Below are 11,843 nucleotides of genomic sequence, written 5' to 3'. Positions count from 1 at the left end.
AGGATGGGTCCACGAGTACAACCATCACCGACCCCACTCAGCAATCGGGAAGGCCGCACCCATCACCAGGTTGAACAACCTGGCTGGGCATCACAGCTAGGCCGCGTGAATCACGACCACGGTCCCAGACATCTTGATCAACACGCCCTAGACCGGTGTTGTGCGGGTGCTTCGCAGGCCTCCGGCGATTGCGTAGTCGTGGCACTGCCGGCACTCGTCGATGACCGGATGCTCACACCTCGCGGTGTGGCGCAGGAACGCGGCTGCTGCATCGAGACGGGTCGCCTCCGCGGCTATCCGCTCGGCTGAGGCGGTCAGCCGGGCCGAGCGGTGACCGGCAGGGGCGGATCGGAGCTCTCTGATCTCTGCGAGGCCGATGCCGGCTTGGCGAAGGCGGTGGATGATCCGAGCTTCGTTCACGTGCTGATCGGTGAAGTCTCGCTGTTTCCCGCTCCGACGGCTCGGCGCGAGCACTCCTTCGTCCTCCCAGTGCCGCAGAACATGGGCAGGTACACCGACGAGGTCGGCGGCCAATGAGATCCGCATGGAAACATCTTGCCTTCAGGTCGACCTTAAGTTCTAGCGTTCGAGACATGGAACTACGCAACCGGCCAAATCCGTTCGCAGGGCTCGATTCGCTGCCCGCCGCCTACACCTCCCGGCAGTTGATGCAGACGGCTGCGGCGGGGGCTCGTTCGTTCGTCGCGCCGAGACGAGCCGACCGGCGCCTGCTGGCCTCGTTGTCGGAGCGCGCTCAGGGCCCGCTGCCGCCGGCGACGAGAACCGTTCGGCTGCAGACGCTGCGGCAACGACCGCGACCGGTTCCGAGCCGGCTGCTGTACGAGGGGATGCCGGGCGCGGATCGGCTGAGTCTCCAGTCCTTCGTGGTCCATCATCCCGAGGCCACGATTCTCATCGACCCGGCCGTGCCACGAGATGCTCACGAGCAGGCGGTGTCCGAGCTCCAGCCGCTGCTGCGGCGGATCGTACGGCCGCCGGCGACGACGGTCCCGACGGTCGAGGCTCTCGCGACGGCGGGAGTCAGGCCCGACCTCGCCCTCAGCACACATGCCCACTGGGACCACGTCTCGGGGCTGCTCGACCTCCCGGGCCTGCCGGTGGCCCTCCACGACGAGGAGCTGACCTGGGCTGCTGCCGGAGACCAGGCCCCGGTGGGAGGCGTACGCCGCGGGCTCGCCGATCGGAAGCTCCTGGAGTTCTCACTCGACGGGCCACCGATTCTCACCTTCGAGCGGAGTCACGATCTCTTCGGCGACGGCAGCGTCGTGCTGGTGGACCTGGCAGGACACACGCCCGGCAGCGTCGGCGTCCTGCTCGCCACCGCGGACGGGCCCGTCCTGCTCGTCGGAGACGCCGCGTGGCACGGACTGCAGATCGAGCACCTACGCCAGCGTTCCGGCTTCCCCGGCTGTCTCGTGGACGTCGACCGTGAGCAGACCTGGCGCACGCTGCACCGTCTCCATGCCCTGCCGGCCTCGGTGAAGGTGGTTCCCGCCCATGATCACGAGCGGGCGTCCGACTGGGCCCACCGGTGAGCGAGGATCCCGACTCAGCGCACCACGTCAGGCGTCATCAGGTCTTGGTTGTCCTCGGCCCACTCAGCCATTCGGTCCTCGCGGACGGCGCGCCACAGGTCGCGGTCGCGGGAGGGGTCGAGGCGTACGACTGACTGGTCGCCGATCATGCCGGTGCCGTCGGTGGGGACGGTGAGGTAGCTGATGTCGTCGGTGCGGAGGTTGCGGAGGGAGGCGGCGAGCCTGGCCATCTGGGTCGCCGACCAGTCGTCGTCGACGGAGGCGTGCTTCGAGAAGAGGGTGAGGAGGTCGAGGGCCTGCTCCGGGTCCTTGCGCAGCTCCTGCTCGAGACTCTGCTTGAGCAGCGTACGTAGGAAGGCCTGCTGGCGGGCGACACGGTCGAGGTCGCCGTCCTTGAGGCCGTAGCGCTGGCGGACGTAGAGGAGAGCCTGCTCGCCGTCGAGGTGGTGGCGGCCGGCCTCCCAGCGGACCCCACGAGCGGAGTCGTAGACGGTCTTCGGGATGTCGATGTCGACGCCGCCGATGGCGTCGGTGAGCGCCTGGAAGCCGTCCCAGTCGACGACGGCGAGATGGTCGATGCGTACGTCGGTCATCTTCTCGACGGTCTCGACGGTGAGGGTCGGGCCGCCGAAGGAGTAGGCCCAGTTGACCTTGCCCTTCCCGTGGCCCGGGATGTCGACCCAGGAGTCGCGTGGGATCGAGATCACCGAGGCGGAGCGACGGTCGCCGTCGAGGTGGACGAGCATCATCGTGTCCGAGCGGGCCTGCCCCGGCTTCCACCCGGGTGCCTCGGCGCCGGTCGTGGGAGCGTCGGACCGGGTGTCGGTGCCGAGGACCAGGACGTTCATCGCGTCCGCGGCCGGCCCGGAGGTGGGCTTGGCGGGCCGATCGGTGAGCCCGGTGAAGGTGTCGGGCAGCCGCTGGATGTTTCCCTCCACCTTCGCCCGGAGCCACAGGGTGCCTGCGAGCCCTGCGGCGCAGAGCAGGAGGAGGCACACCAGCAGCCCGATCAGCGGCTTTCGGGCGCGCCGACGCCACCCGGGTGCGGTCCCGTCCGCAGGTCCCGGCTGCGTCGGCACGGGCGGGTCATCGAGCATGGCCATCCGAACAGGGGAACCGGCATCGCCCGATCACGGGGCCCAACTCCTCGCGGTTCCTCAATTTCAGGCAACAGTCGGTAACGGCTGGTAACCAAAAATAGGTAGCCAATACGTCCAGGGGTTTGGGTCAGTAGGGTCCTTTGTCGTAGGCGGCGGTTCATGTCGGTTCTCGAGGTCCGCACATGTTTCACCTGTCTGGCTGTGTCTGGGAGGGCGCAGTTCGAAAGTCTTCAGGGGAGTGTTTTGTCGATGTCACGAGTCGGTCGGGACGAGCGCGCCCGGCTGCACGAGGTTGCCTCTGCGCTGGCCGGGATCCGGGCCGCGACCATGCTGCTGAACGCGCCCGGCGGTGTCGAGGGGGAGCGGCGAGCCGCGCTGGCACAGATGGCGCAGAGCGAGCTGCAACGACTCGAACGGATGGTCCAGAAGCAGCAGGAGATCGCCAGCTCGGCTGCGGCGTCGCTGCGGGTCAGCAGCCAGGATGACGAGGTCGCTGAGGTGATCGACCTCGACGCCGTCGTGGGCACCATCGTCCTGGCCCACGAGGCGAAGGGGACGGAGGTCGAGTGGCGCCCCAGCCGGATGCTCGCGCTCGGTGACTCCGACCAGCTGACGGAAGCGCTCAACGTGCTTCTCGACAACGCCGCGACCCACGGGAGCGGCCCGGCCCGGATCGAGGTGCGTGCGGTCGACCGCCCCAGCACCTCCGTCGAGATCGCCGTGACCGACGACGGGCCAGGGGTCGCGCCGGAGCTTCGACGGCGGATCTTCGCCTGGGGCGTGAGCGGCCCGGGCTCCACCGGCCAGGGCATCGGCCTCCACGTCGCGCGCGACCTCATGGAGCGGCAGGGCGGCTACCTCGAGCTCTCCGAGTCCGGCGAGCGCACCACGTTCGTCCTCGGGATCCCGCTGCTCGGCTGCGCTGACGACGGGGCAGGCGAGCGTGCCTCGGGCCTAGGGGACCGCCGTGGTTTCGCCACGTAAACGGTTGAAGGTCGTCCTCGTCGATGACCACACCCTGTTCGCCGAGTCGCTCGAGCTGGCGCTCACCTTCGAGGGGTACGACGCTCGCCGCGTCGAGCTTCCGGAGGTGCCGCAGTCGGAGGCCAGGCTCACGTCGCTGATCATGCGCTCGCAGCCGCGCATCGTGCTGCTCGACCTCGATCTGGGGCAGCACGGCTCCGGCGTACGCCTCATCGCGCCGCTCGCCAGGTCGGGCGCCGACGTCGTCGTGGTGACCAGCTCGACCGACGAGGCCCGCTGGGGTCATGCGCTGCACGCCGGTGCCCGGACGGTGCTGTCCAAGACGGTGCCCCTGGGCGAGATCATGGGCACCGTCCGCAGGCTCAACTACGGCCTCAGCGTGCTCGACGTCGACGATCGTGAGCGCTGGATCAGGGCGTGGGCGGGGCAGGAGAAGGAGATGCTCGAGTTCCGTCGCCGGCTCGCCGAGCTCTCCCCACGGGAGTCGCAGGTGCTCGAGCACCTGATGAACGGCTCGACGGTCGGCGAGATCGCCAAGGTCCGGGTCGTCTCCGAGGCGACGGTGCGCACCCAGGTGAAGTCGATCCTCGCCAAGCTCGGGGTCTCCTCGCAGATCGCCGCGATCAGCATCGCCCACAAGGCCGAGTGGCGGGCCGCCTGACGTTTCCCGCGTCAGCGGGCGACCAGGCCCTCGTGCTCGCTCGTGCCGCGCAGGACGTAGAGCCGGCCGGTCGTGGGGCAGCGCCAGGCATCTCCCTCGGCGACCAACGGCGCACCGGCGTGCCCGACCCAGCCGACCCGCCGGGCCGGCACTCCGACGACGAGTGCGTGGTCCGGTACGTCGCGGGTGACCACGGCGCCGGCCGCGACCGTCGCCCAGGCGCCGATCGTGACCGGAGCGACGCAGACGGCGCGCGCGCCGATGCTGGCTCCGGTGCGTACCGTCACGCCCACGGCCTCCCAGTCGTCGCCGTCCTTGAGGGTGCCGTCCGGGTTGACGGCGCGAGGGAGATGGTCGTTGGTGAACACCACCGCCGGCCCGACGAATGCCCCGTCCTCGAGCACCGCCGGCTCGTAGACCAGCGCATGGTTCTGGACCTTGCAGCGGTCACCCACCACGACCCCGGGGCCGACGTACGCTCCCCGGCCGATCACGCACTCGCTGCCGATCCGCGCGTGCTCGCGCACCTGGGCCAGGTGCCAGACGAGGGTTCCGGCGCCGATCACCGCACGGTCGTCGACGTCCGCGCTGGGTTCGATCCGGGGTTCGATCCGGGGCTCCACCTCGGCTTCATCAACGGTCATACGGTCAGGAAACCGGGACCGGGTGGCCTGCGGGTCAGGCCGAGGGGCGGCGTACCCGATTCAGCGTAGGACCGCGGGGGAAGACGCCTCCGGGACCAGTACGCGAGGGGTGGCGGTGGTCGAGGTGTCGAGGGCCCACACATCGCTGACCGGTTCACCCTCACGGGCCAGGCCGTAGAGCACGGTGTCGTCGTCGAGCCACTCGATCTGGTCGTCGATGCTGCGGGCCTCGCCGGCGAGCACGGTGCGCCGGCCGGTGGCGAGGTCGAGGACCGCCGGCGTCCACCGGGTGCCGCCCTCGTCCGCCTCCTTGAACGCGATCCGGGTGCCGTCCGGGGAGAGCGAGGGGCACTCGACATGGTCGGCGACGGTGGTCAGCGAGCGCTCGGTGAGGTCGCCGCGGGCCAGGTAGGTTCGTCCGCCGGTGGCGACGGTGGCGTAGAAGGTGCGGCCGTCGTCGGTGAAGGTGATGCCCCAGATGTTGCGGTCGACCGGGGTGACGCGGCGGCCGTCGACGACCAGCGTGAACTTCTCCAGGTCTCCGTAGCTCGTGCCACCGATCCGGCGGATGGCGGTGCGCGTCGAGAACCCGCTGACCATGTAGGAGTCGCCGTTGACGAACACCGTCGAGGAGACCAGCCGCCCGTCCGGCGAGAGCCGGGTGCGGCTGGGCAGCCCGGGCAGGTCGGCCCCGTCGACCTCCCGCCACGCCTCTCCCGGGGTCGAGGTCGCCAGGTCGGTCGCCCGGTAGCTGCTCACCACGCCCCGCTCGGTCATCAAGCAGGAGACCGACCGGGCCTGGGCATAGACCCGGTCGCAGCTCAGGTCGGTGAGCGCTCGAGGGCCGTCAGGATCGGCCAGCGCCACGACGCCGACGTGCCCGTAGTCGGCGTCGCGCCCGGTGTGGCGGAAGACGATTCGGGGCCCCTTCTCGACCTGCGCCAGGGTGGTGGTCGTGGCGGCGGTCGCCGTGGACGTACGCCGGTCGTTTTCGGCGATCGCGGAGAGGGCGTGCGCCGTCACCCCGGCGGTGACGAGCACGACGATCGCGCCGAAGACGGCCGTGCGCTGCCTGGCCCAGGACGTCGTCATCACGCTGCCCTGCGCAGCACCGCGAGCCCGGCCGGGATCGCGGCGAGCAGCACCACGCAGACCGCGAGCAGCGCGACCCGGGGGCCGAGGGTGTACCAGAGCAGGCCGAAGCCGGTGGCCGCGACGAGGCGAGCCAGTGCGACCGCGGTCTGGGCGGTGGCGATGCCGCTGGCTCGTACGGTCTCGGGGACCAGTTGCCCGGCGACGGCAGCCAGGGTGCCGTCGGTCGCGGCGTAGAAGACGCCGAGGAGGAGCACCGCTGTGCACGTCGTCCACAGTGCGCCGGACCCGGACGCGGCGCACAGGTAGGCGACCGCGAGCGGTAGATGGCCGAGTACGAGAACCCTGATCCGCCCGACCCGGTCCGCGAGCCGGCCCATCGGGACGGCCAGGGCGAGGTAGGCGACGTTGGTCCCGACGTAGAGGACCGGGAACCACTTCGCCGCGAAACCGCCGGTCTCCAGCAGCGCCAGATAGACGAACCCGTCACCGATGGTGAGCAGGGCGAGCACCGCGGACACACCGGTCACCCGCGTGAGACCGGGCGTGAGCACGGTGCGCCAGCGCACCTTGGGGCGCGGTTGGCTGCGACGCGGAGCGGTCCGGCGGACGGCTCCGGTGCGGAACGGCACGAAGCACACCATCGTCGCCACCCCGAGCACCGCGAAGCCGAGCGAGACGACCAGAACGGTGTCGTAGCCGTCGACGATCCGCCACAGGATCACGAACGCGAGGAGCGGCCCGAGGGTGGCCCCGATCGTGTCCAGTGCCCGGTGGACGCCGAAGCTGCGGCCGAGGTGCGCCGGGTCGCTGGAGGCTGCGATTATCGCGTCGCGTGGTGCGGTGCGTACGCCCTTGCCGACCCGGTCGAGCGAGATCGCTGCCGAGATCGTGCCGAAGCCGCCGGCGAAGATCAGCCCGAGCCGGGCGACCGCGCTCAGCGTATAGCCCGCCAGCGCCACCGGCTGCGGCCGGTCGGTGCGATCGGCGACCCACCCGGCCGCGATCCGTACCAGCGAGGAGACGCCCTGATAGAGCCCGTCGATGAGTCCGTACGCCACCGGAGAGAGCCCCACGACAGCGGTCAGGTAGAGCGGCAGGATCGCCGAGACCGACTCCGAGGAGATGTCGGTCAGCAGGCTGACGATGCCGAGGACGACGACCGTTCGGGAGACCCGCCCGCCGGCGCTCCGCGGCTCGACATCCGTGGTGGGACGGTCGCTGAGTGAGAGATACACCGGCGCTCAGGCCAACGTGTGGAGGACGGAGTAGAGGCTGAAGTCGACGTCGCGGCGCCCGGTGTCGGTGACCGTGACGCTCACGGTCTCCTCGCCACGACGCAGCGACAGCGCTGGGGCGTTCTCGACCGACGTGGTCGAGACCTCCTCGAAGCCGTGCTGCGCGAGGCGGGTGCGGAAGTGACGCAGTACGTCGCACGGCCGCCGGCAGCTCGCCGTCAGCGCCACCTGGAGCACGCCCTCGGTCGGCGAGACGCTGGAGACTTGGACGGTGGTGCGTGCCGGTGGCGCCAGGGCGGTCGGGTAGCCGGCCACCAGGGCGTCCTTGCGGACCGCCTGCTTCGGCAGCGGCTCCGCGACCAGCGCCGCCGGCTTCGTACGTGGTTTCTCGGAGAGGCCGGGGAGACCCGACTCGGTCTGGGGCGAGGCCGCCTTGGGCAGTGCCTCGGTCGCCGGTTCGGGATCCGGCTGCGACGTCGGGCCCGAACCCGAACCGGCGCTCGGATCGGAGTCGGTCCCGGCCTGTGGCGCGCCCGACTGGGAAACCGAGGAGCTCGCAGAGCGATCGCGGTCCTCGCCGACGGGGGAGGAGCCGGCGAAGCGCCCGGGCACCCAGAAGATCGTGATCCCGACGAGCACGCCGAGCAGCACGAAGAGGAGAAGGCGCTTGAGGTTCACGGGACCAGTCGACGCGCGGTGGAGCCCGGTCGAGACCGATGGGTGGGCCGCGTACTCAATTTCAGGCAGCATGTCGGACCGGCCACGGTCCATGGAGGGGAGCCGTGCAACGTTGCGGTTGCCGGGAACTGTCCCGGCCGTAGTACCCGGGGGACGGGCCACGTTGAACACCGCTGACTTTCTTCTCGAGCTAGCGCCCGAGGACTCGATCGCGCTCGTAGAGGCGGGTCGCGAATACACCTTCGAAGAGCTGCGAGCCAGCGTCTCCGTGCTCGCCGGACGGCTCTCGGTGCTCGGTCTGTCTCCGGGCGCGCCGATCGGGATCGTGGCGCCCAACGGGCTGTTCTGGGTCTCGGCCTATCTTGCCGCGCTCCGGATGGGCCTGGTCGTGGTGCCGCTGGCCATCACGCTGCCGACCGACGAGGTGGCGGCCCGAGTGGGGTGGGTCGGCGCCGACGCGCTGCTGGTGGGGCGCGCCCAGGCCGAGGCGCTCCGGCTGAGCCTGCCCAGGAGCGTCCCGGTCGTCGTGGAGCGGAAGGAGCGGCTGATCCCGCAGCCTCGAGCGGCCTCGGCCGACCCGTCCGCGGCGGTCGAGGTCGACCCGGACCAAGACGCGCTCTACATGTTCACCTCCGGGACCACGGGCGATCCCAGAGCCGTGCGGATCACGCACCGCAACATCCAGGCGAACACGACCTCGATCCTCGACTACCTCGACATCGCGCCGGAGGATCGGATGCTGGTCGTGCTGCCGTTCACCTACGTCTTCGGGCTCTCGCTCCTGCACACCCATCTGCGTGCCGGAGCCGCGATGGTGATCCAGCCGGACATCGTCTTCCCGCAGGCGGTGGTGGACCGGATGGCGTCCGCACGCTGCACGGGCGTCGCGGGGGTTCCATCCACCTTCGGGATGCTGCTGCGCAACAGCACCTTCGGCACCACGGCGCTTCCGTCGCTGCGGACGGTGCAGCAGGCCGGTGGCAGGCTGGCTCCTGCGCTGGTCGAGCAGATGATGCACGCGCAGCCGCAGGCGAAGGTCTTCGTGATGTACGGCGCGACCGAGGCGACCGCGCGGCTCTCCTATCTCCCGCCCGATGAGCTCCCCCGCCGCCCGGGATCGATCGGCCGCGGGATTCCCGGAGTGGATCTTCGGGTTCTCGACAGTGACGGGATTCCGGTTGGTCCCGGCGAGATCGGCGAGATCTGGGCCAGCGGCGCGAACATCTCGCCTGGCTACCTCGACGCCCCCGAGGCGACGGCGCGCAAGATGCCCGGCGGGATGCTGCGTACCGGAGATCTGGCGAAGGTCGACGAGGACGGCTACATCTACGTGGTCGACCGGGCCGAGGACTTCATCAAGTCGTGGGGGTACCGGATCGCGAGCCAGGAGGTCGAGTCGGCTGCTCTCGAGCTGCCGGACGTGGTGGCGGCCGCGGCGGTCGGGCTCCCGGACCGTGCCGCCGGTGAGCGGGTCGAGCTGGTGATCGTGCTTCGGCGCGGGTCGGTGCTGCGCGGCGCCGACGTGATCGCGCACTGTCGCCGGCGGCTCTCGAAGCACATGGTGCCCGAGGTCGTCCGCTTCGTCGACGCGCTGCCGCTCAACGCGAACGGGAAGGTCGTCAAGCGCGACGTACGCGAGATGTGTCTGCGGCTGGCGCAGGAGCCGGCCGGCGAGCAGGACGACGACATCGGTGACGCGGACGATGCCGGTTGCGAAGGGGTCAAGGTGGGTTGAGATGGCGCGGAGGGAAGTGCCTGGGTCGGTGAGGCTGCTGATCGGCGTATGGGCAGGAGTGTTGGGGCTCGCGGTCGCGCTGGCCGGAGCTTGGTTGTTGAGGAGCCCGGGGATGAACGATCAGGTCGCGGTCGCAGAGCCGTCCGAGTCCGAGCTGCGGGTCGTGGGGAGGACCACCGTGCTCTTCGGGCACAACTCGGTCGGGATGAACGTCCTCGACGGGGTCTCGAAGGTGTACGCGGACGCCGCGGTGCCGGTGCCGGCCTTCGCCGACGTGTCCGGTGTCGATGTGGCCGATGTGGCTGGTGGGGCCGATGCGGGTGAGGTCGAGGACGCGACGCTGCGGCACGCCTACATCGGGGTGAACGAGGATCCGCTCAGCAAGCTCGCCGCGTTCACGGAGCTGATGGACGGCGCCGCAGGGGAGGACGTGGACGTGGCGCTGATGAAGCTCTGCTACGTCGACATCACCGCGGCCACCGACGTGCAGGCGGTCTTCGACGCCTATGTGTCGACGATGGCGGAGGTCGAGGCAGCCCATCCCGGCGTACGTTTCCTCTACACGACCGTGCCGCTCACCGCCGACCGGAACTGGAAGTCGAAGGTCAAGGCGGCCGTGGGCCGTGACGACGAGATGGGGCCGGCCGACAACGTCGCCCGGGAGCGCTACAACGCGATGATCCGGGAGAAGTACGCCGCCACCGGGCGTCTCGTCGACATCGCCGCCGCCGAGGCGGAGGGCACCGGGGAACGCCGCCAGGACGGCCGTCCCTACTACGTGCTCAACGAGAACCTGACCTATGACCGCGGCCATCTCAACGAGGCGGGCTCGACGGCTGTCGCAGCCGAGCTGCTGAAGATCGTCGCGGCCCACAGTCCGGTCGCCTGAGCTCCGACGCGAGGCGAGAATGCCCGACCTTCGACTTGACCATGTGGGCATCCAGGTCCGCGACCTGCTCCGCACCGCCGAGGCTTTCGAGCGGCTCTTCGGCTACCGTCGCGTCACGGACCCGGTCGTCAACACCCGTCACGGGGTCCGCGGGGTCTTCCTGGAGAAGGCCGATTCGATCTCTCTCAAGCTCATCACCCCCTTGTCGCCCGGGCCGCATGCGTACGGCCTCCATCATCTGGCGTTCATGGCTCCTGATCTCGATTCAACTCTCGTGGAGCTCGGTGCCGCTGGGGCTCGGACGCTCAGTCCTCCTCAGCCGGGGGAGATGTTCGACGATGAGCTGATCGCTTTTGTGCGGGCTGCGGGGGTCAACGTCGAGCTCATCACCACCGATCGGCGGCGGGGGAGGATCGGGTGAGTTCGGGGGTCTCGCCTGCTTGTCGGGTTTGTCGAGGCCTCCTGCCCCGCTGGGCGGAGGCGTGTCGAGACCAACACGGTTCCTTACCGGAACGACCAGTCCTCGGTGGTCGAGCTTGTCGAGACCCCCTGCCCCCGGTGGTCGAGCTTGTCGAGACCTCCCTGCCGGAACGTCCCACCCGAAGGCCAGCCTGGGCCGCCGACCCGGCTTCGAGGGTGTTCTCGACATGCCCCGGAGTCAAGGACGGCCTTCGGCCGCCGGCTACGCCGGCCGCTACGCGGTCCTGGACACCGGACCATGTCGAGAAAAGATCTGGCTGGCTATCGGGGCGGCGGCCCGGGTGTGGCGCAGCGCATTCTTGCTTCGGAATGGTGGTGTTGATGGGGTGGGAGGGTGGCCCTTCGGGCCACTTACCATCCACAGGTCCGAGGCCGTTCGCTCACCGCGAAAACCGGGTTTGACCTGCCAAGATAAGTAGATCCACGTCGCCTGGTGGAGTAGAATCAGACCCATCACGACACGCCTCTGAACACACACGCGAGAGGAGGGGCGGCGATGAGTCTCGAACCCGAGATCAACCACTGGGGCACCAACCCCCAAGACCCGATCGACGCAGAGCTCGCTGCCATCGAGTCCTCCCTCGACACCCTCCTCGCCCGCGACCCCGTCTACTGGCGCACCGGTGAGAAGAAGGACCGGTTGAAGCGCTTGGAGATCCTCCAAGCCAAGCAGGCCGCGCTGAGACTGCGTGTCCTCGCGGTGTCTGGTGACATCGCTGAGGAGACCGGCGCGAGAGATGTCTCGGGGTGGATGTTCACCGGGCTGCTGGTCGACAAGAAGATCGG

13 protein-coding genes and 1 pseudogene are annotated in these 11,843 nt (G+C 69.7%); 8 read left to right on the top strand and 6 right to left on the bottom strand.

Annotated features, from left to right (window positions below):
- Positions 1 to 100: integrase core domain-containing protein (locus ABZZ22_RS25970; RefSeq protein WP_354938087.1), on the top strand; the 100-nt coding region annotated here is incomplete at its 5' end.
- A 47-nt stretch (positions 101 to 147) separates the two neighbouring features.
- Here the strand turns inward: ABZZ22_RS25970 and ABZZ22_RS25965 are convergent.
- Positions 148 to 546: a helix-turn-helix domain-containing protein gene (locus tag ABZZ22_RS25965; protein ID WP_354938084.1), complete on the bottom strand. Its 399-nt coding sequence runs from the start codon at positions 544 to 546 to the stop codon at positions 148 to 150.
- 47 nt (positions 547 to 593) lie between these two features.
- Between ABZZ22_RS25965 and ABZZ22_RS25960 the strand changes: the two genes are divergently transcribed.
- Positions 594 to 1,556: an MBL fold metallo-hydrolase gene (locus tag ABZZ22_RS25960; protein ID WP_354938081.1), complete on the top strand. Its 963-nt coding sequence runs from the start codon at positions 594 to 596 to the stop codon at positions 1,554 to 1,556.
- A 14-nt stretch (positions 1,557 to 1,570) separates the two neighbouring features.
- Here the strand turns inward: ABZZ22_RS25960 and ABZZ22_RS25955 are convergent, their stop codons facing one another.
- Positions 1,571 to 2,659: an LCP family protein gene (locus ABZZ22_RS25955; protein ID WP_354938079.1), complete on the bottom strand. Its 1,089-nt coding sequence runs from the start codon at positions 2,657 to 2,659 to the stop codon at positions 1,571 to 1,573.
- A gap of 246 nt (positions 2,660 to 2,905) precedes the next feature.
- Here ABZZ22_RS25955 and ABZZ22_RS25950 point away from each other — a divergent pair, with 246 nt between their 5' ends.
- Together ABZZ22_RS25950 and ABZZ22_RS25945 are read left to right on the top strand one after the other, a co-directional pair.
- Positions 2,906 to 3,640 carry an ATP-binding protein gene (locus ABZZ22_RS25950; RefSeq protein ID WP_354938076.1) on the top strand — a complete coding sequence of 245 codons (735 nt, stop codon included), beginning with the start codon at positions 2,906 to 2,908 and terminating at the stop codon, positions 3,638 to 3,640.
- Positions 3,624 to 4,301 (top strand): response regulator transcription factor, encoded by a 678-nt coding sequence (locus ABZZ22_RS25945; RefSeq protein ID WP_354938073.1) that lies wholly within the window; start codon positions 3,624 to 3,626, stop codon positions 4,299 to 4,301. The genes ABZZ22_RS25950 and ABZZ22_RS25945 overlap by 17 nt, the downstream gene beginning before the upstream one ends.
- Positions 4,302 to 4,312: 11 nt before the next feature.
- On the opposite strand, the gene ABZZ22_RS25940 is transcribed toward ABZZ22_RS25945, so the two are convergent.
- The 4 genes from ABZZ22_RS25940 to ABZZ22_RS25925 are packed head-to-tail and all read right to left on the bottom strand — an operon-like array spanning position 4,313 to position 7,953.
- Entirely contained in the window at positions 4,313 to 4,945 is a 633-nt protein-coding gene (locus tag ABZZ22_RS25940) for a DapH/DapD/GlmU-related protein (protein ID WP_354938070.1), read from the bottom strand.
- A gap of 60 nt (positions 4,946 to 5,005) precedes the next feature.
- On the bottom strand, positions 5,006 to 6,037 hold the full coding sequence (locus ABZZ22_RS25935) for a hypothetical protein (protein WP_354938067.1): 1,032 nt from the start codon (positions 6,035 to 6,037) through the stop codon (positions 5,006 to 5,008).
- The gene (locus tag ABZZ22_RS25930; protein ID WP_354938064.1) at positions 6,037 to 7,275 is read right to left on the bottom strand and encodes an MFS transporter; all 1,239 of its coding nucleotides are present in this window, start codon (positions 7,273 to 7,275) and stop codon (positions 6,037 to 6,039) included. Before ABZZ22_RS25930 ends, ABZZ22_RS25935 begins: the two co-directional genes overlap by 1 nt.
- 6 nt (positions 7,276 to 7,281) lie before the next feature.
- A complete protein-coding gene (locus ABZZ22_RS25925; protein WP_354938061.1) occupies positions 7,282 to 7,953 on the bottom strand; it encodes a hypothetical protein in 672 nt (223 codons plus the stop codon).
- A gap of 163 nt (positions 7,954 to 8,116) precedes the next feature.
- Between ABZZ22_RS25925 and ABZZ22_RS25920 the strand changes: the two genes are divergently transcribed.
- From ABZZ22_RS25920 to ABZZ22_RS25905, 4 genes and pseudogenes are all read left to right on the top strand, one after another.
- Positions 8,117 to 9,688 (top strand): class I adenylate-forming enzyme family protein, encoded by a 1,572-nt coding sequence (locus ABZZ22_RS25920; RefSeq protein ID WP_354938058.1) that lies wholly within the window; start codon positions 8,117 to 8,119, stop codon positions 9,686 to 9,688.
- Positions 9,689 to 9,800: 112 nt separating this feature from the next.
- Positions 9,801 to 10,577, top strand: a complete 777-nt coding sequence (locus ABZZ22_RS25915) for an SGNH/GDSL hydrolase family protein (protein ID WP_354938055.1) — start codon at positions 9,801 to 9,803, stop codon at positions 10,575 to 10,577.
- 43 nt (positions 10,578 to 10,620) lie between these two features.
- Positions 10,621 to 10,998: a VOC family protein gene (locus tag ABZZ22_RS25910; RefSeq protein ID WP_354938052.1), complete on the top strand. Its 378-nt coding sequence runs from the start codon at positions 10,621 to 10,623 to the stop codon at positions 10,996 to 10,998.
- Positions 10,999 to 11,553: 555 nt separating this feature from the next.
- Positions 11,554 to 11,843: pseudogene (locus tag ABZZ22_RS25905) on the top strand (HNH endonuclease); the annotation flags it as partial.

The sequence above is a fragment of the Nocardioides sp. NPDC006273 genome (assembly GCF_040613495.1).
Taxonomy (GTDB): Bacteria; Actinomycetota; Actinomycetes; order Propionibacteriales; family Nocardioidaceae; genus Nocardioides.
Note: the sequence above shows the minus strand (reverse complement) of the source record. Positions and strands in the feature narration are given on the sequence as shown.

Bases quoted from the DNA above. Each gene is read 5' to 3' on its own strand.
- ABZZ22_RS25940 (WP_354938070.1), bottom strand. From the start codon at position 4,945: ATGACCGTTGATGAAGCCGAGGTGGAGCCCCGGATCGAACCCCGGATC.
- ABZZ22_RS25935 (WP_354938067.1), bottom strand. From the start codon at position 6,037: ATGACGACGTCCTGGGCCAGGCAGCGCACGGCCGTCTTCGGCGCGATC.
- ABZZ22_RS25965 (WP_354938084.1), bottom strand. From the start codon at position 546: ATGCGGATCTCATTGGCCGCCGACCTCGTCGGTGTACCTGCCCATGTT.
- ABZZ22_RS25915 (WP_354938055.1), top strand. From the start codon at position 9,801: ATGAACGATCAGGTCGCGGTCGCAGAGCCGTCCGAGTCCGAGCTGCGG.
- ABZZ22_RS25960 (WP_354938081.1), top strand. From the start codon at position 594: ATGGAACTACGCAACCGGCCAAATCCGTTCGCAGGGCTCGATTCGCTG.
- ABZZ22_RS25950 (WP_354938076.1), top strand. From the start codon at position 2,906: ATGTCACGAGTCGGTCGGGACGAGCGCGCCCGGCTGCACGAGGTTGCC.
- ABZZ22_RS25955 (WP_354938079.1), bottom strand. From the start codon at position 2,659: ATGGCCATGCTCGATGACCCGCCCGTGCCGACGCAGCCGGGACCTGCG.